Genomic DNA, 17321 nt, shown 5'->3' on the forward strand with positions numbered 1-17321 from the left:
ACTGCGTGGTTCAAAAAGCGCTGTTTCAAATACTTAGTGAAACTCAGTGCCCTTAGTGCCCTTAGTGGTTCAAAAAGACCTGCGCAGCAGGGAAAGCCAATTACTTCTTGCCCTTAGCCGCCCACCAGATGCCGCCGTAGAGGTGTTGCAGGAAGGCGGGCTCCCCGAAAACGGCGGGGACGTGGCCCAGGTTGGTGTAGAAGGCGCGGCCGCCGTCGTAGTTGTGGTACCAGGCAATGGGGTGGAAATCACCGTGGCCCTTGGCAATGCGGTCGCCGCCCCAGTTGGCGGTAATGTCGTAGGTGCTTTCGTCTACGGTGAGCACGTAGTTGAAGCCCGGTTTTTTGCTGCCGTCCTTATATTCGTAGTATTCGTCGGTCCAGAGCATGCGCTTGGGCCAGGCCGTCAGGCCGGGGAAGTCGGGCTCCTGCACTTCGAGCATGGCGGTTTGCACCACGGGGTGGATATGAAACATGTGGCCCACCATATCGGTGTACCATTTCCAGTCGTACTCCGTGTCGGAGGCGGCGTGCACGCCCACCCAGCCTTTGCCGGATTGGATGAAACGTTCTACGGCACCTTGCTCGGCGTCGGTGAACACGTCGCCGGTGGTATTGACCATCAGCAGAACGTCGTAGCGGGCCAGTTGCTGGTCGGTAAGGGGCATGGCCCGCTGTTTCACATCGAGGGTGAAATCATGGAGTTTCGCCAGTTTTTGCAGGGCGGGGATGGCATCAAAAGTGCTTTCGTGTTGCCAGCCGGCGGTCTGCACCACCATGAGGGCCTTAAATTGCTGGGCGTTCAGGTGGAACACCAGGGCGCTGACGCAGGTGCAAAGGAAGGTAAGGAGAAGCTTTTGCATGGATCGTTTAGACTTGTGGATGGGGCCTAAGGTAAGCCCCTTCGCCGAATTCAAGGTCCGGGCGGGGTGAAAATTCTCAAGGGGAGTGGGGGGAGGCAGCAGCGCACGTACGAAAAGCAGTTGAGGGCTGGCGATAATTTTCCTAGCGCCCCTCTGCTTCCGTTTGCCAACTGGCCTGTTGCTAGCTGCCCGCTGATGGTGTATTGTTTTTGGTTATTTTAGGGCTGGGTGTTGCGTGGTATGGATTTACAAACTATCTTTGAATAAGCGGCTTTCACTTTTATCCTCACCATTGATTTTGGCAATCGGGAAAGTGAAAATTTCCGTATTTGTACTCATCAAGATAAACCCTTTTCTTATGCCATTTTGCGAAATATCCAAGGAGAAACAATCCGAGAATTGATTCTTTATGGGGCTGATGTAAATACTTTTGAATTGAATGTAAGGCCAGGACTGTACTTAATTGAATTTTTTACTTTAAGTGGAATTGTTGTTCAGAAAATAGTTGTACGATGAGAGGCAATGTTCCTAATATTTTAGTAGTATGCAGCTGGGTGTTTTTTGGTGTTACCCTCTTCGCTCAAAACACCTTTATAAACAAGTATGCCTTTGATGTGCAGTATGGTGATGCCGCAAGGAAAATTATTCAGGTTCCTGACGGAATGGCGTTTTTCAACTCAACTTTTCTCGTGGATCAAGAGCATTCAGATAGAGGTGGGTTGGTGCGCTTGGATGAGGATGGCGTGGTTGTTTATGCTCGAAATTGGGATTTCCCTGAAGGTAGGGTAGGAATTTCTTTTAAAGAGTCGATGATCTTACACCGTGACACAATTATCCTCGCTGCTAACCATGTAAATGAAGTTCATTTTTCTAATAACACGATAATTTTCGCAGAATTGGAAACTGGAACGGAAAGGGTGCTGCGCTTCTCAGATGAGCAGCCATATTATGTGGGAGATCTTTTCCTTTTGTCTGAAGACAAGCTAGTCCTTTCTAGTCAGCGTCCAAAAGTTGAACCCAAGTCTTTTCCCTCTACTATACGCTGGTTAGAATTGAACGGAAGTGAATTTAGAAGAATAAACTATTTCGATGACTTTAGCCGAGTAGCTAGTGAACGAATGGCCAAGGATATCAATGATCAGTTTTATATACCTTCATTAGGCTGTAAAGGAGCCTCAAACTGCTATCCACACCAAGCATGGCTCTCAAAAATCGACCCTACTGGCCAATTGGTTTGGCAAAAAAACTACGGACGAACAGCTGGCAACCAGGTCGTTTGGCCCCAAGTGGCGGTTGCCAACGACAGCACGATCGCTTTTGCCTGGACGAGGGATACCAACGATTGGGATGTTCAAGAGTCTCCCCCGGTGATCTATATGCTCGATACGCTGGGGAATAAACGGGATAGCTTCACTTTTCACGGTAACCTCCGTACGCTGAACACCCTGCGCGCCACCAGCAATGGGGATCTCTTGGGCTGTGGGGTGGCCTGGACGGACATCGGCTGGTGCGGCTGGATGTTCCGGATGTCTTCTAAAGCAGAACTCATCTGGGAGCGCTACATCCAGGATCACCGGACGGCGGAGGAAGACAACGTGAAGACAGAGCTTTTTGACGTCACTGAATTCACCGATGGCAGTATAGCCGGGGCCGGATACATCATTGAACTCCGCCCCGAAGGCCGGAACAGCCTCGAAGCCTGGATCGTCAAACTCGACGCCAATGGTTGCCTGGACCCAGGGTGCACTTCCGATACCATCCATCTCCAGCAACCAGTAGCCGTGCAGGAAACGGATCCAGCGAATGGTGAAAATGACTTTAAACTATGGCCCAACCCGACCCGGGATTGGCTCAATCTGGAAATAAGCCTCACTGGCCTGCCCGCAGGTGAGTATGCCTACGAGGTGATGAGCCCGGCGGGCCGCATCATCCTGCAAAGTAAACGCAGCAGCGAACGGGAACAGATTGATGTCCGCGCATTGCCCCCCGGCCTTTACTTCCTCAATCTGCTAAAAAACGGCCGCCGCCTGGGCAGTAAAAAATTCGTCAAAACCCCCTAAAATAAGCATCCGTGTCAGCAATTCTTCTCCGTGTCAGCTTCTTTTTCTTGCTCTTGGGCAGCAGCCTTTCCGTAGGGGCGCAGTACATCCCTACCGCCGTTGAAGGGGCCAACTGGGTGCTGTTGAACTCGAATACGCCCAATTATGCAGATGGGTTTACCGTCTTTGCACAGGTTATCGCTGGGGATTCTATCGTGGATGGGAGGCATTACAAGAAGCTTTACCAGCATAGGATTGTTTACGTTGATACGGCCATGGGGCCTCGGTTGGCTCCGCCTTACCAGGTACTCCCCGAGCGAGAACTGATCGGGCTGCTGCGCGACGATACCACCAACCAGCGGGTATACGGCAGGGTCCACCGCTTTTATTCGGAGAGCAGAGCACTATCCCCCGATACCCTATTGCAAGATTATAATTTGGAGGTAGGTGATACTGTGCGGGGCTATTATTTTTTTGATTTCGACCCTTTTAGGATAACGGTGACGGAAAAAGGATCCATCAATATTTTTGGAGCTGAGCGGCCTTACCTTTCTACCTATGGGTACGATTTTTACCAAGGTGTTGGCTCGGAAGAGTACGGGCCGCTTTCAGGCGGCAGTTACTTCAGGACGAATATGTATAGTTACCGGCTAATCGACTACTGCGTCGGCGAATTCAGTGACTGCGATTTGGTCCTTACCTCCACCAGCAACTTGGTGTTGGCCGAAAGCGTCCGCCTATTCCCCAATCCCGCCCAGAACGAAGTTTTCCTGGAATTAGAACTCAAACGAAGTCACCAGCAAGCTTACCTTACCTGCTACGATCTGCACGGCCGTAAGGTCGGCGAACGAAAGATCTCCGGCCTGGGCGCTGGCCCGCACCGCATCGCTTTTCCCACCGCTGACCTCCCCGCAGGTTGGTACGTGTTGCGCCTTACCCTCCCGGGCGGGAGTGTGGTGAAGCAGTTTTTGAAGACTGCTGGTTGAGGTGGGTGGTTACTAGTGCAGCATAGGTAAGGACAATGGGCGCTACATTTTTGCTTGCTGATTGTTAGGCGGTTGGTAAACTTTAATACAACTAATGCTCGTGGTCCCTCTGGGCGTAATTGATTGTGTAGGAAAAACCAAAAAATCAGGGCTGAAAAATTAGGTCAGCGCTAAAACGCTTCGGCAAAACCAAAGTAGAAATTGCGGCCTCCTTCGGCGAAGGCAATGTCCATGCGTAATGCCACATTTTCTCCGGGGATGACGGCAAAACGGAGTCCAACTCCCCCGGCCATACGCCAGGGGGCGCTGAAGTTAAGCCACTGGTTGCTTACGTTGCCCAAGCCAACGAAGGTAGTTGCCCCTAGCCAAGGCAATAGCCCGAAGCGGTATTCTGCCTGCCCAGCCAGCAGGTGTCGGTCTCTAAAGCGCCCGCGGTAAATACCTCGCATGGTGTTTTCTCCGCCCAACAGCGCTAATTCAGTAAAGGGAACTTCTCCTGCCGTCATCGTTTGTAATAGCTGGAACGCCAGTACTTTTTTGCCTTTTTGATCGAGTGGAAAGTAGGCACGAAGGTCGGAGGTGAGGCGCGAGAAGTTGTGGGTTCCTGCCCAGTTTTTGCGGTAGCCCTCCCAAGTCACATTCAGGAAGCAGTTGCGGGTAGGGGTCAGGATATCATCCCGGTTATCGAGGAGAAAGGATGCCATGGGGCCTAACCCTGAACTACCCTCCAACCCTGCTGGATTTTCGCTGGCCAGCACCCCACCTTCAGGCCAAGAGAGGTTGAAAGTGTTGAAATAGCGCAGGCCACCGCCTACAAAAACGGATGGGCGGATGCGGAAAAGTGCTTGTTGCTGGGCCTGGAAGTAGGATAAGCCGATGCTTTCCTCATTTGAACGGGGCATTTCCGCCCCTATGCCATAGTAGAATTGAGGAAACTTGTAAAGGTCAATTTCTCCGGGAAGAAACCATTTTTCCCCCCGCAAGAAGGTGCGGTGATCTGTATGGAAGAAGTATTGCTGGTTAGTGGTTAGAATGGCTACTGCGTTGGCATTCGAACGACGTGCAATGGAATCGGCACGGCTTCCCTGATAGAGTAGGGTAGCATTGATGCCAAATTGCCATTTTGTTTCCGGGGCGTAGCCGATAACCGGTGCAAAAGACCAGCGTGCAGCGGTAGGGAAATCTCTTTGTTGTGCCTGGGTCTTTCCCCAAGCAAGTGCGCAAAGCAGTGTAAAGGCCAGCAGCAGCTTGTTCATTTTAAAGCCAGTTTACCATTACCCCCAAAAAAAGTAAGCGGCGGGAAAAAAGTTCAAAGCGCGATGCCGTATAATCGAAATTGTAGGCCACCCCACTGGGGTTTTCGTAGTCAAAGGCGTTGTTGAGGTTGGCGAAAGCAAGTACTGACCAAGATTCGCCGAGGGGGATGAGCTTTGAAACATTTGCGTTCAGCAGAAAATAATTGGGCAGGCGGCGGGGCATTTCGGCTGGTCCAAAAATGGGCGCATAGAGTTCGAGGGCTTCGTTAAAACGCACGGCTTGTAAAGGGGAGTAGAGCGTCCCTGCCCGCCAGATGCTGCTCAGCCCAAAAGTCCAGCCGCCGGGTGCCTGGTATTGGGCCGTACTGCGGAGGAAAAAGGGCACGTCAAAGGCATCGAAATTACGGACTTCCTGTTGTTCACCGCTGACGCGGAGCAGGGTGCCCGCTAGGGAGAGGGTTAACTTGGGGGGGATGCGAAAGTCAATGCCTGATTCCGCACCCCAAACGGTTCTTGCCCGGTCCTTCAATTGCTCCTGCTTGTGGTAAAGCCCCGCTTGGTATACCCAGCGTTTGCGGCGATATTCGTAATCAATGGCGAGCTGCTGACTCAGTATTTGGGCTTCTCCTGGGGCCACCAGGCCAGCGGGGTTGAGCCGCCGGTAATTGCCCGCTGAAAATAAAACCCGCTGCCGGTTGGTGGGCGTCCACTCCCCGTACACCTGTCCGCCCAAAAACCGGGGGGCGGGGCCAATGGGCAATTGCCCCCGTACCCCGAGTCCGAGTCGCCAGTGTGGCCCTAACTCACGATTGGCGAAAGAATAGGCTTCGTACAAGGGCAGGATTTCCGTACCCGTAAACTCCGTCACAGGGTCGGTGGGTCGGAGGGCGTAATCGTAAGCAGGAACCGTTCCTTGGGCTACTAGGCGGCGGTGATCGGCCGTGAGGCCCGTTTGCCAAGTCCAGGGGCCCAACAGGGTGCGGTAGGCCAGGCTGAAATACAGGTCTTCTCCCTGGGAGGCAATGTTGAGGTTACCGCCGCCGAAAGTTGCCCGGTCCCTCGTCCAGCCCAAAGCGGTAGAAAAATAGGCATTCTTTCCCGTGCGGCGGCGGTAACTCAAAACCGTAGAATGGCGGTACCGGGATTGGTCGAAGCGGAGGTCGGCGTTGCTGGGGTGCTCGGTCAGGAAGCGGTAGCTTTCATCCAATTGGTAGTGCAGAAGTTTTAAATTACTGACGGAGTCAGGCCGCCAATGCCAGTATACGCCGCCGTCTACGGCTCGGAAGGAGGGCAACTGCGCTAAGGCCGCAGGGTTCGCCTGGGTGAGTAAATCGGACGGCTGGTAACTGCCGAAGACTAAAAAACGCCCCCGCTGGCCCGTTGCTCCGGCCAGGTTCAGTCCTAGGCCAGCCAGAGAAAGCGTGGCTCCTCCGTAGAGCTGCTCAGGGAGTTGTTCGCTGCCTTGGAGGCTGATCAAGCCAGCGGCTACGTTGCCAAATTCCAGGGGGGGATTGGAAGGGAAGACTTGCACATCTTCTAATGTGGCGGTATTAAAGATGCTGAAAGTGCCAATACCCTCCAGCTGGGCAAACCGCACCGCCCCGTACAGGGGGACGCCCTCAAAAAAAACGGAGGAGGCATTGGGGGAACTGCCCCTTAAACTCACCGCCGCCGATTCATCCGTGTTGGTGGCCGAAGGGCTAGCCGTAACCGCAAGTAAGGGGTCGGCCTTTGCAATGGGATTGGTGTAGATCTCCAGCGGGTCTAGCTTCTCCACCCGAAAACCAGCGGCCAAGACTTGCTCAGCACTTATTTCCACTTGGGCCAACTCATTGGAAGCATCCTGTAGCCGCAGCTGAAGTTCTTTCTCTTTGGAGGGAAGTTCAGGGTGAGGCAAGACGAGTAAGCGGTAACCGATAAAGCTGACTTCCAGCTGGCACTTCTCAGCGAAATCCGGCGAGGGAGGCGCAAGATAAAATTCCCCGGCTGCGTCCGTAGTCGTGCCCCCCAGCAGGTGTTCTCCGGCTACCCAACTAAGGGTAGCTCCCGGCAGGGGCTCCCCGTTAGCCAGGTCTACAACACTGCCCCGCCACCCCTCGCCCTGCCCCTGGGCAACGGCACAGAAGAGCCAAGCCAATAAAAATAATGGGTAGGGCCAAGGGGATGAAGGTAGCTTAAACATCGGCTAAGCTTCAAAGGTATTGGTTAACGCTTATTTTCCAATTCGGGTCGCAACACGTTTTTTACCCAAGCGAAGGCCGGGTAGTCCGTTAAGATTCCTTGGTAAACATCCCGGGCCTCAACGGGTCGTTCTTGGTCTTCCAAGACAATACCCAACCAAGCACGGGCGTGGGGGTATAGCCATTGATCCATTGCCTCACACCCCATGATTTCGATGGCTTGGCGCAGGCTCTCTTCCGCTATCGCAACGCTACCGCCCCAGTTTTCGGGGGTGTTGTACTGGGCAATCCCGTAAAAGGTTAACACCAAAGGAGATGTCGGCGCTGTCTTGAGTGCTTTGCGGTAAAGTTTTTGGGACTTAGGCCCCAGGATCATGCCTTTCATTGGGGAGTAAGCCATTTTCAGTCCGTAGATGCCCGCCAGGATGGCCTGGGATTCTGCCGCTTTGGTTCCTTCCGAGGCAGCGAGGTCCTCGGCCAGTTTTTGCGCTGGGCCAACGTATTGGTTGAAGGTCGCTCCGTCTTCGCTGGCCATGGTGTTATTGAGCAATACATAGTAGGCCTGTAAGCGGGCAAAATGGTCCGCTTCCTCGTCAGTCACTAACCAGTTGTCAACGATGGCTTTCGCACCCTCCAGGTCTCCGGCTAGGTACACCGGGAGCAGTTTGCCACCGCTCTGGGCGGTTGCGGGTAGGGTGCCAAACAGGATGGCTGCAATGAAGAGCCAAAGAAATTTTGCATTTTTCATGGTCGAAAAATTTAGAAAGGGTTAGTTAAAATAGTGAAATTAGTACACCCGTTGCCAAGGGTGAATGGGGCCCAAAAAGCAGGGCGAATAAACCGATCCAAAGCACAAAGTGCAAATACCAAGGGGCACTGAAGGCGTATAAGTTGAGGTACCGGCCTACGGTTGCGTCGATGGTGGATCGGTAATAAGCCAGTAGTCCATCCATGCCATACTGATCCACATGGTCGGGTTGGTGCTCCGCCAAGTAGGCGCGTAGTCGTTGCTCTGGCAAAAGGCTATTGGCCGCCAAAGTCAGATCGGAATAAAAAGGGTTTGTCTCGATCAGCCACTGGATACAGATGGCCCAGTAAACGACCTCAAAACGCCAGATTCCCGTGAGCGACAAAACAATCGTGAGCAACAGCGTGAAAGCAGAACCAGCCCCTAAAAATAATAGACCGTCTCGTTGCGAAGGTACATCGCTAACGGCTACGTAGGGATGAGGATACGGCCGCCAACTGAAGCCAAATTTTTCAATGGTCAACCCTCGCAATCGTGCCACGGCGATGTGACCCAACTCGTGCCAGAGGGTGAAAAGCGTTATTATAGCAAGGATCACGATGAATTCCATAAGCTACTGATTTAACGGTACACCTGCGTGCGCCGGAATAACAAAGCAAATGAGATGAAAGAAACAACCATCCACGCAATCAACGGGAGGAGCACTCCAGTCTCACCCCGTAAGAAAGCGACTAAGTGAGTAAGGGGCAGTACGCTCGCGATGGAGTAAAGGAATGATGTTTCGCTGATCTGGAAAAAGGCTCCACACGTAAAAAGCATGAAGAAGAACAGGAAATTTAGGAAGCCGTTCTCATCGCCTTTGCGACCAGGCAGCGTCAGTAGCAGACTGAGCAACGCAAACGTTACTGAGCCCAGCGCTACTCCCGCCAAATGAAGGAACACTTGTTCGCTAGTCGGTAAGTAACTGAATGTAAGCCCGGCCGTCAACAACAATAGTACATAGGTAAAAAGCATGAGGCTCACCCGACTCAGGAAAAGCCCTGTGAAGTGATACATTACCGGTATTGGCGTACACTTGATCACTTTGAGTAAATTGTTGGTTCGCAAGTTCTTCACAATGGGCCCAAAACCGTACAAGGCGTCGTTGGCGATGGTCATGCCGAGGATGCCAGTAAATAAGTATTCGACGTATTCAAGGTCGTCAAGCCCCCCCCAGATGTATCCGAAGAGTAAAAATAAGAAAATAGGAAAGGCTAGCGAAAAGAAAAGGGCTTCCTTGACCCTCAAAAAGGAGAGGGTTTGTAAATAGGAAGACCAACCGATTACGCGTATTGCTCGCATGATTACTTATTTTGCGTGAGATAAAGGAAAACGTCTTTAAGGTCTTTGGGGAAAATGGATAAGCGCGGAGTAGCCAATTTCACAGCATCTAAAAACGCATTCAGATCCGCTGGGAAAACGTAGACTTTGTCGTCTTCGAAAAAGTGAGGGGATTGGACCACTGCGGGCAGGTGAAGCGCGGAGCGATCAAGCACCACTTTTTTATCCGCTACCAAATAACGGGTTGAAAGAAAGCCGCTTGGCGTATCCGCAGGGTATACCTTGCCCTGGTGGATGAAAACGATGCGGTCCGCAAAGCGTTCCGCCTCTTCCCAGTGGTGGGTGCTAAAAAGTATGGTACGGCCAGGCCGCTGAAACAAATCCCAGCATTGGTCGCGAATGAAAGGGTCTAGATTAGCCGTAGCCTCATCGAGAATGAGGAACTCTGGGCTATGCATCAAAGCCAGTAGTAGCCCAACTTTACGCCGTTCGCCGTTCGAAAGAACATAGCTCTGTTTGCGCATCAAGGGCTCCATCCCTAACTTATCTATAATAGGCTGTAATTGCGCAAAACTCAGGCCGTGCATTAGCGCGTGGTAGCGGCTCACTTCTTGAGGCGTAAGGTAATCGAAAAGCGGAGTGTACTCAAAAACCACCCCGATGCGGCCTTTGTGAGCGGCGAAAGCATCCCCGAAAACCGATACCTCCCCTTCCATTGGGCGAATCATCCCAGTGATGAGGTCGGTTAGCGTAGACTTGCCCGCACCATTTGGGCCGAGCAAGGCTACCCGTTCACCGGGTGCTACCGAAAAGGAAACATCCCGCAAAATCCAGCGGTCATTACGCCGGAAGCCAACCCCTACTAAATTCAGGGCCAGTTTACTGTTCACCCGTTTGGTGGTTAGGTCAATTGTCTTGGTCATCGTCCGCAGGTTTACCAATTACAATGCATTTTTGAACGGTTTCTGAAACCCCATTTATTCCTAGAAAGCGGTTGACTTCGTCATCCAAAAAACCGCCTACCAAGCAGGACCCTAGCCCTAAAGCAAGGGCACTCAGGCCAGTATTCTGCGCAATCGCTCCAGTTTCCATCAGTATCCAGCGATAGCCCCGGTCGCCATATTTTAGCATGGCGCGCTCTGCGACGCTGGTCACCAGAAACACGGCACTACAGTTGTCCATATCAACAAAAGGCGCTCCAGGAACGATACGGGCAACCTCGCTCCGGAAATCGCCGCTCTTTAAGCGTTCCAGCGCTTCCACGTCGGGGCGATAGTGGTACAATCCAAGCTCCACATCTCCGGCCAACAGAGCTACGTAGAGTTCCAAGGGGTAAAGGCCGCCTCCCGACGGGGCATACCGAAAGCCTACCTTTTCTTCTTCCCCGAGCTGTTCGTAGCGCGATATACCGTAAGTATAGTGGCACAACACAAATAGCTCACGAAGGGAAAGGTCGTAAGGGGTATAGATCCGCTCGCTACGACGGTTACCCAGCAGGGTGAAGTAGTCCGCTTGCGACGGAGGCCCAAGTAACTGGTATTCGGTCAAGGATACTCTCTTTGCCCCTGGATATACCTTGTAGGGCCGTTGAGACCGTTGACGGAAATAATCAGTATCGAATCGCGCTAAACCGATCCCGTAGCGCCTCGCCAGAAAACGGTCTAACTTGCTGTTTTCGTGGTAGATCAACGCCTGAGAGTCCGCGTATTTTTCTAAGCCATAGGGCCCAGTATCAAATTTACCGTAACGTTTTTTGTGTTGAAGGGTATGAATATCCATCAGTGAGTCCATTGTTAAGGGAAGGGATGGGGATACGGATTTAGCTGGTCGAAGTCACGCACCAAGTATCCTAGCTTTTCAGGAACTTCGTAGAGCCGACGGCCACCGGAGAAATAGTGAGCGTAAGAGCCTGCCATTTCAATTAGCTGTGGTACAATCACCCTAAGGCTGCAAAATCCAGCTTGTCGTACATCTGGAGTGCTAAGGTCCTTGCAAAGCACACTGTAGCCTTTGTCGTCCAATAACTTGGTGATTCGGCGTATTTCTTCCCGATCCGTGTTGGTGCGTTTCTCATAGAAATTTATTTTTTTTTCCGCATCCTTAAACCGCCAACGATCAAAAACGTGCCAAAGGTCCGGGCGCTTTTGGTAGAAAATCGAATGTTCTTCAAAATTCATTATATCGTCGAAGTTGTCATCCGGCACCCAATCGGGCATTTCCCCTAACAAGTAGCGAAAATAGGAAATGGCCTGCCCGATTTCATTGGCCACTTTCTTAAGCGCATCGGCATAGGTACTGCGAGCCGCTGAACCAACGGCAACGAATTTCCCAAAATCCGATTCTCCAAAACAGAAGCCAAACACCGCCGGTACGCCCAGGTCTAGATTGACGTCAAGGAAATGGAACTCGAAGTTGCTAGGGAATTTTTCATCTAAGTAAGCACGAATTTCCCGGTCAATAAGGATTTTAGGTACGTCCAACCACTGCATCCAGGTAATGGTGAAAGAATCGCGCTCAATGTTTTCGTACAACCCATTAAGAATCGCGGCGTGCTCGTTGACGTGGCCAGCCATCCCGGTAGATGACGTCACCGCCACCCATTCTTCTTCCTCTACCCAAGGGATGTAGATCAGGCTTCCTGGATAAAGTACTTTCCTCCCGCAGCCAATATCCCAGCATTCTACCCAGTTTACTTCACTTTTTTCAGTAAAAGGAATAATGGGGAAATCAAATTTTTCGTACTGTTTCTCGTGGTATAGCGCAATTTCGCGGGGAGAAAATGCACCGCGCTCTTTGAGTTGCTCATAGCTCCCAAAAACTAGGCTTTCACGGTTGTAGAAGGCCGGGCAGTAGCGTTCAACTACTTCGCCCACGGTAGTTAAGATGGCATTGTCCCAATTCGGCGCACAGCCACTGCTTCGGCCACTGAACTTAAATCCCCCTACTTTGGTCGAGTCTCCCGGCCATACGCCGAAACTCACCAACTTGGGGTCATAATCCATGCGCGGCAAGCGAAAAATGTGTTGTAGCACTCCCAGCTCGGGTGAAATGAGCTTAAGGCCATTACGCAATCCACTTTTACGGGTATCGACCATGGCAAAGGAGATTTAATTGTAAATGATGAGGGGTTCTAACCAGGGAGCCGAGGCGTGTTCCAATTCAGGCTTACACACTGGGCAAACTGGTGCTTTAAGAAACGGGTGGATAGCAGTCTCCATGTCGTAAAGATCGAAGGTGACCATGTTGCCATAAGTAACGGGAACCGCGAAGTCAAGACGGAATTTCATCAGCTCTAGTATGGCCAAAGAAGCGATCACGTCGTAAGCAGGCATGGGAGCCCCTTGGCTTTTGGCAGCAATGCGTTGTTCCGTCAAATAAGCCTCATAATGCTCAAATTGATTGACGTGCTCCAGGTGGCTTTTACGGCGACTACTCAGGCAGTGGTAGCAGCCCGTGTCCTTACCCATAAAGAGGGGACCAACGGAGGCACTCAACCCGTCCATCCCCCGGATGAGTAACCAAGGCCTATTATTGGCTAAGGCTCGGCGGTTGATCTGGTCGAGCTGGTAAGGGTGCCAGTCATCATAAGCACAGATGAGGAGGTCTTGCTCTAGCAGCTTTCCCAGCTTCGTTTCCTCCAAAGCCTGCGCTGGTCTTGCCAGTTGCTCTATGCGGACCAGCCCACTTAAGCGGGCTTTCTGTTCGATCAATTCTACCAGGTGACCATCACCAATAATTCCCAGGCTGGTACTTGCCCACTTATTTTGTAGTGCTATTGCGCTTTCCCCCAATTGAGCAAATTCTACCCTACTCCAAAAAAGGTACTGAGGCGCGCTCTTTCGCTTGAGCAATTCACGCAATGTATAATCCGTAATAATGCCATTGTCGCGCAAATCCTGTACAATGGATATTACTTTCTCGCGGGGGAACTGGACGCTTAACTGCTCAATCAGTACTTCCGTACCCCCCGGGGTAGGTTTTTTCTGCAGCATTTGTACAATTAGCTCAAATATTTCCTTTTCCGTTTTTCCTTCGAACTTTATTTCTATTCCAGTTTCCTTATTCCTTACCTGGTATCCGTCAATTTTTTCATCAGGAAAGATGTCCATAATTTCATTTAGTACCATGATTTGTTTTTTGTGGTGAAAAGGTTCCCGATCAATCGAGGCAGACCGGGAACCATTTTCTACCGTATTACGCTACATTCTTCTTTTTGCCGATCTTGAAGTTGCAGCAGGAACAGGTGTTACAGTTGCAAGCGCCAGCAACTACGCGCCGGAGCGCGCCGCCAGCACCCTGAAGTTTGGTAATCTTCATGATACGAATGGTTTAGTGAAAAATGATGGAATAAGTGTGAATATAAAACCGTTTAGCGACAATTGGCAGAGCCAGGCTTACGCTAGACGTTTTGTTCAATAATTACTTTTCGGAATGCATAACGATTAACCTTCCGGTGGAAATCGTACAAGCTGCGCTCCCATTCTTCAGCGGTTCCCATTGCCGGTTGGTAGACAAGGTGATACCCGTCGTACTCCTCCGGGGGCAGCTTCCTGAGCCTGCCCTGGGAACTTAAGGTTGAATGCTCCACGGTGTAAGGCAAAGGCACCCATAACTGCGGCATCCAACGCTCGAAGCCACCTTGTTTCATCCAAGCAAAAGCGCGTTGGAAGACGGCTGGCGTTTCTCGCTCAAAACCGAAACTCCCCCGAACGAAAACCCGCAGATCAAACATTGCACATTGCCGTAAGAAGTCCTCAATACCTCCAAGGTTTATGCTGCCTCCGAAGCGCCCGTGAAGTTCCGCTGCGTCTATGCTGTGTATATCAAGTAATAGTAAATGACACCCACGCTTGGCCAAGCGTCGGGGGAGATCTGCCCGCAGGCAAATCTCCGCATTGCCTTCAGCAACCCAGGGGTGTCCGGTCTTTTCGGCGAGCTGAAAAAACACCTCTTCTCCCCATTTTTGCAAATAGGCGTCAACTCCACGGAAAAGTAGTGGAATGTCTGCCGGAATCGCCGCTAGGAGTCGTTCAACATCCTCGGGGTCTCGACAGCTAATATTCCCAGCTTTGTTACTGGCTGTGCTTTGATAGCACCTGCTGTCCAGAGTAAGTTGGACGGTGAAAAATTTTCCGTAATGATTCCGAAACACCCGCGTCGCAGCCGTAGCCGCAGAATAGGTCTTCACAACAAATGGCGAACGTTCGGCCGGGGCAAGGTACTGCTTGCGCAGCGTCATACCTGCCAAGTAGCTGCCAGCTACTTCTTCCCAGAGCACGGACGGGCTACCAATGAGCAGCGCATTTGCACCGTTATCCTCCTCCCCGCCTTGGCGTGAAAAAAAGGGCCCCCCAAGAATTACCGTGGCCCCTTGTTGACGAATTGAAGCGCACAGTCCAGCAGCCAATCTAGCTCCAGTTACATCCGCAAAGAGAAACACCAAATCTCCGGAAGCAACGCAAGGGGAAGTCTGATCTCCTGCGGATACCGTAATCTCACCAAAGTTACTCGAGAAGTGGGCTAGCGATAATTCAAATACCTGTGCCACCTCTTCGGGGATTCCCCGGAAGAATGATCCTGTTTTGCACTGATCATTGTGCGAGAAATCTGTACAATATATAATGCGAAGGTCCATCGCTTTGGCTTTGCAGATATTCTGTATACCGCAAAAATACTTCGTAACGACCCCCTGAGTCAATAGGGGGATTTTCTCAAAAATTATGAGAGAATTCTACTATTTTTCACCGTAAACGCATACTGGTGCAGGGCATTGCGACCACTCAAGTCTAACTTCTTACGGATGTTATAGCAATGATTGTTTACTGTAGCTACGCTGATGTTCAGTTGATGGCTGATTTCTGGCATGGTTAGCGCGTCGGCCACCAACGACAAGATTTCCTTTTCCCGGTCGGATAATTTTAAATCCGGCGGTGTGTCCAGCGTCAGGTTGTGAAACGACTTATTGAGTAACTCATGCACCTTGGGGGTGGTGTAGGGTTCCCCAGCTGCTACCGTTTCCATGCAAACCAGCAACTCTTCGAAGGTACAGTCTGAGATGATAAACCCATCTCCATATTGGTACTGATGTGTGCCTACGTACTGGTCTCCAAAGCGGTGGGCGTAAATGACGATCCGAGTCAGTGGAGCTGCTTCGCGTACCTGAGCGCAAATTTCTGCTACCGGCATGTCCTGAAAATCCGCCCCCAAAATGCAAATATTAGGCTGGTGAAGGCTAACCAGCGAAGCGACCCGCGCGCCCCAGCGCGTTTGTCCCACCACCGTATAGCCATTCAAGACGAACAGTTCCTTAAGGCAATCACTCAGCAACTGGTTCTGCTTCGCGATTAGAATGCTAATGGGAGTAGCTTTCGGCAGGGGCATGGAGCATGGTTTTGCGGACGGCGGTAGAGTTTGGTGAACCAGCTAGCCTGGGTAAAGATAAGCAAATCGTAACTATTCAGGGTGTCGAGCCAGCCTCATATAGTCACAATTTCCCGGAGTGAAGAGGTTAACGAGTTCTTCTACCGGGTCCGCCTGCCGCTTTATTGCAGTAGCAACAAAGGAGCGAATGTCCATAAATTCCTGGGCGGCGACCAGCGAACGGAAGCCTCCAGATACTTTTTGACGGACCTTATTCATGCGCAGATCCCTTTCCGCCTGATTATTATCAAACTGAGCCAATGCATGCGTCATAAAACGTAACACTTCGTCTTCATTGTCTCTTAGTCGCAGCAGTAGGTTCACCGTTTTGGTTTGAGCTGTTCGCCCGCGCGTACTCCCGTCCTCTTTAACGGCCGGAGGATTTTGCTTCAGCCCGATCGCAAGGAGCTCGCGGTATTTTTTTCGGTGGCGGCCCTGCCATCGGCGATCAACGACACTGGTGGAGGATTCGACTTTTTGTCGCTTTACTTGGAGCAAAAGTTTGATGAAGGGATCGGCCCATTCTCCCTGTTTATCCCGATCAATAGCATAGATAAGGTCACGTAGCAGATGGGCAACACATAAGGAGTGAGTGGCTTGGGGATAGGCATGATAAGAGTGATAGTCATCCCGGTGCAGGATTCCTTCAAACCAAGTGAGCACATCCATCTCATCATGTGCTTCACGTCCTCTCTTGGGATGAATCATGAACAAACTGAACAATTCCGTTGCCGCCACATGTACCCAGTGTCCGATACCTTTGACCTTCATACCCGTCTCGTCAAAAAAGCCGCACAGGGATGCTATTATGGAAAAGCGTAACGTCTCCAGAAACTCCGGTAATTGGCGTGCAGCACTCTTGCGAAAGTTGTCCAGCGTTCCGGTACTCAAGTTTACGCCAAAAACCTTCAGTAACTGCTTGGTCCGAAAAGCAGGTATGAATTGAAAAGCTGATAGATAGACACTGATCGCTTTGACTCTGGGGCCGTACTGGAATTCGTGCTTGATATCTTCCGGGCAACCAGCTGCCTGCCATTGGATGGCACAGCATGGGCAGGTCTTGATTTCAATCCTGTGCTCGGTAACAATCGTTTTTAGCGGTGGAATATCTTCCACCTGCTTGCGAATAAAACCATCCGGAGATACTCCTGATAAGTTAGATCCGCAGCCCGGGCACGCGGTGATCGTGTAGGGGATAATCTCGTCGGGATTGTCGATCAGGCGGCTCTTGCTTCCTTTGTGCCCCGATTGACCGCCGGGATTTTTGCCCGACTTTTCCCGTAGAGACCTTGCCTTAGTAGGCTTGAAGTCATCCTTGCTTGGCGGCTTGGAACTATTGCCACTAGTAACCGCTAACTTATCTTCAAGCTTCTTTATCGTCGCTTGCTGAGCTTCGCAGAATGGCATGAATAAGTCCACAAGCATCAAGCCCTCAGCACTAAGCGCCGGGCGGAGATTATCAACTTCAGCCTTAAGTTTTGCGAAAGTCATGCCGAAAAGTACTACTAAT

16 protein-coding genes are annotated in these 17321 nt (G+C 51.3%); 2 read left to right on the forward strand and 14 right to left on the reverse strand.

Going from position 1 to position 17321, the window contains the following annotated elements; translation table 11 throughout:
- Positions 1–100: 100 nt before the first annotated feature.
- On the reverse strand, positions 101–862 hold the full coding sequence (locus H9S92_RS07630) for a ThuA domain-containing protein (protein ID WP_187466119.1): 762 nt from the start codon (positions 860–862) through the stop codon (positions 101–103).
- A gap of 512 nt (positions 863–1374) precedes the next feature.
- Between H9S92_RS07630 and H9S92_RS07635 the strand changes: the two genes are divergently transcribed.
- Positions 1375–2922: a T9SS type A sorting domain-containing protein gene (locus H9S92_RS07635; RefSeq protein WP_187466120.1), complete on the forward strand. Its 1548-nt coding sequence runs from the start codon at positions 1375–1377 to the stop codon at positions 2920–2922.
- An 11-nt stretch (positions 2923–2933) separates the two neighbouring features.
- On the forward strand, positions 2934–3887 hold the full coding sequence (locus tag H9S92_RS22640; RefSeq protein WP_187466121.1) for a T9SS type A sorting domain-containing protein: 954 nt from the start codon (positions 2934–2936) through the stop codon (positions 3885–3887).
- A gap of 170 nt (positions 3888–4057) precedes the next feature.
- Here the strand turns inward: H9S92_RS22640 and H9S92_RS07645 are convergent, their stop codons facing one another.
- The 13 genes from H9S92_RS07645 to tnpC all read right to left on the reverse strand — a co-directional run.
- Positions 4058–5143, reverse strand: coding sequence for a BamA/TamA family outer membrane protein (locus tag H9S92_RS07645; RefSeq protein WP_187466122.1), 1086 nt, complete (start codon positions 5141–5143; stop codon positions 4058–4060).
- A gap of 1 nt (position 5144) precedes the next feature.
- A complete protein-coding gene (locus H9S92_RS07650; protein ID WP_187466123.1) occupies positions 5145–7280 on the reverse strand; it encodes a TonB-dependent receptor in 2136 nt (711 codons plus the stop codon).
- Positions 7281–7348: 68 nt separating this feature from the next.
- Complete coding sequence (locus H9S92_RS07655; RefSeq protein ID WP_187466124.1) at positions 7349–8071, reverse strand: hypothetical protein; 723 nt, start codon at positions 8069–8071, stop codon at positions 7349–7351.
- A 25-nt stretch (positions 8072–8096) separates the two neighbouring features.
- A complete protein-coding gene (locus H9S92_RS07660; RefSeq protein WP_187466125.1) occupies positions 8097–8681 on the reverse strand; it encodes a zinc metalloprotease in 585 nt (194 codons plus the stop codon).
- Between the two features lie 11 nt (positions 8682–8692).
- Positions 8693–9412: an ABC transporter permease gene (locus tag H9S92_RS07665; protein ID WP_187466126.1), complete on the reverse strand. Its 720-nt coding sequence runs from the start codon at positions 9410–9412 to the stop codon at positions 8693–8695.
- A 2-nt stretch (positions 9413–9414) separates the two neighbouring features.
- Positions 9415–10314, reverse strand: coding sequence for an ABC transporter ATP-binding protein (locus H9S92_RS07670; RefSeq protein WP_187466127.1), 900 nt, complete (start codon positions 10312–10314; stop codon positions 9415–9417).
- Positions 10298–11170, reverse strand: coding sequence for a SagB/ThcOx family dehydrogenase (locus tag H9S92_RS07675; protein WP_187466128.1), 873 nt, complete (start codon positions 11168–11170; stop codon positions 10298–10300). Before H9S92_RS07675 ends, H9S92_RS07670 begins: the two co-directional genes overlap by 17 nt.
- 14 nt (positions 11171–11184) lie before the next feature.
- Positions 11185–12486: a YcaO-like family protein gene (locus H9S92_RS07680; RefSeq protein ID WP_187466129.1), complete on the reverse strand. Its 1302-nt coding sequence runs from the start codon at positions 12484–12486 to the stop codon at positions 11185–11187.
- Positions 12487–12498: 12 nt separating this feature from the next.
- Positions 12499–13518: a TOMM precursor leader peptide-binding protein gene (locus H9S92_RS07685; RefSeq protein WP_187466130.1), complete on the reverse strand. Its 1020-nt coding sequence runs from the start codon at positions 13516–13518 to the stop codon at positions 12499–12501.
- Between the two features lie 67 nt (positions 13519–13585).
- Positions 13586–13708, reverse strand: coding sequence for a hypothetical protein (locus H9S92_RS22490; protein ID WP_264757913.1), 123 nt, complete (start codon positions 13706–13708; stop codon positions 13586–13588).
- An 82-nt stretch (positions 13709–13790) separates the two neighbouring features.
- Entirely contained in the window at positions 13791–15026 is a 1236-nt protein-coding gene (locus tag H9S92_RS07690) for a hypothetical protein (RefSeq protein ID WP_187466131.1), read from the reverse strand.
- A gap of 83 nt (positions 15027–15109) precedes the next feature.
- Entirely contained in the window at positions 15110–15772 is a 663-nt protein-coding gene (locus H9S92_RS07695) for a LuxR C-terminal-related transcriptional regulator (RefSeq protein WP_187466132.1), read from the reverse strand.
- Between the two features lie 72 nt (positions 15773–15844).
- Positions 15845–17321 (reverse strand): IS66 family transposase (tnpC, locus tag H9S92_RS07700; RefSeq protein WP_222936018.1); only part of this gene is annotated, 1477 nt, incomplete at its 5' end.

Origin of the sequence: Neolewinella lacunae, assembly GCF_014349155.1 — a bacterium.
GTDB lineage: Bacteria > Bacteroidota > Bacteroidia > Chitinophagales > Saprospiraceae > Neolewinella > Neolewinella lacunae.

Bases quoted from the DNA above. Each gene is read 5' to 3' on its own strand.
- H9S92_RS07695 (WP_187466132.1), bottom strand. From the start codon at position 15,772: ATGCCCCTGCCGAAAGCTACTCCCATTAGCATTCTAATCGCGAAGCAG.
- H9S92_RS07680 (WP_187466129.1), bottom strand. From the start codon at position 12,486: ATGGTCGATACCCGTAAAAGTGGATTGCGTAATGGCCTTAAGCTCATT.
- H9S92_RS07630 (WP_187466119.1), bottom strand. From the start codon at position 862: ATGCAAAAGCTTCTCCTTACCTTCCTTTGCACCTGCGTCAGCGCCCTG.
- H9S92_RS07675 (WP_187466128.1), bottom strand. From the start codon at position 11,170: ATGGATATTCATACCCTTCAACACAAAAAACGTTACGGTAAATTTGAT.
- H9S92_RS07635 (WP_187466120.1), top strand. From the start codon at position 1,375: ATGAGAGGCAATGTTCCTAATATTTTAGTAGTATGCAGCTGGGTGTTT.
- H9S92_RS07685 (WP_187466130.1), bottom strand. From the start codon at position 13,518: ATGGTACTAAATGAAATTATGGACATCTTTCCTGATGAAAAAATTGAC.
- H9S92_RS07690 (WP_187466131.1), bottom strand. From the start codon at position 15,026: ATGGACCTTCGCATTATATATTGTACAGATTTCTCGCACAATGATCAG.
- H9S92_RS07670 (WP_187466127.1), bottom strand. From the start codon at position 10,314: ATGACCAAGACAATTGACCTAACCACCAAACGGGTGAACAGTAAACTG.
- H9S92_RS07655 (WP_187466124.1), bottom strand. From the start codon at position 8,071: ATGAAAAATGCAAAATTTCTTTGGCTCTTCATTGCAGCCATCCTGTTT.
- H9S92_RS07660 (WP_187466125.1), bottom strand. From the start codon at position 8,681: ATGGAATTCATCGTGATCCTTGCTATAATAACGCTTTTCACCCTCTGG.
- H9S92_RS22490 (WP_264757913.1), bottom strand. From the start codon at position 13,708: ATGAAGATTACCAAACTTCAGGGTGCTGGCGGCGCGCTCCGGCGCGTA.
- H9S92_RS07665 (WP_187466126.1), bottom strand. From the start codon at position 9,412: ATGCGAGCAATACGCGTAATCGGTTGGTCTTCCTATTTACAAACCCTC.
- H9S92_RS07645 (WP_187466122.1), bottom strand. From the start codon at position 5,143: ATGAACAAGCTGCTGCTGGCCTTTACACTGCTTTGCGCACTTGCTTGG.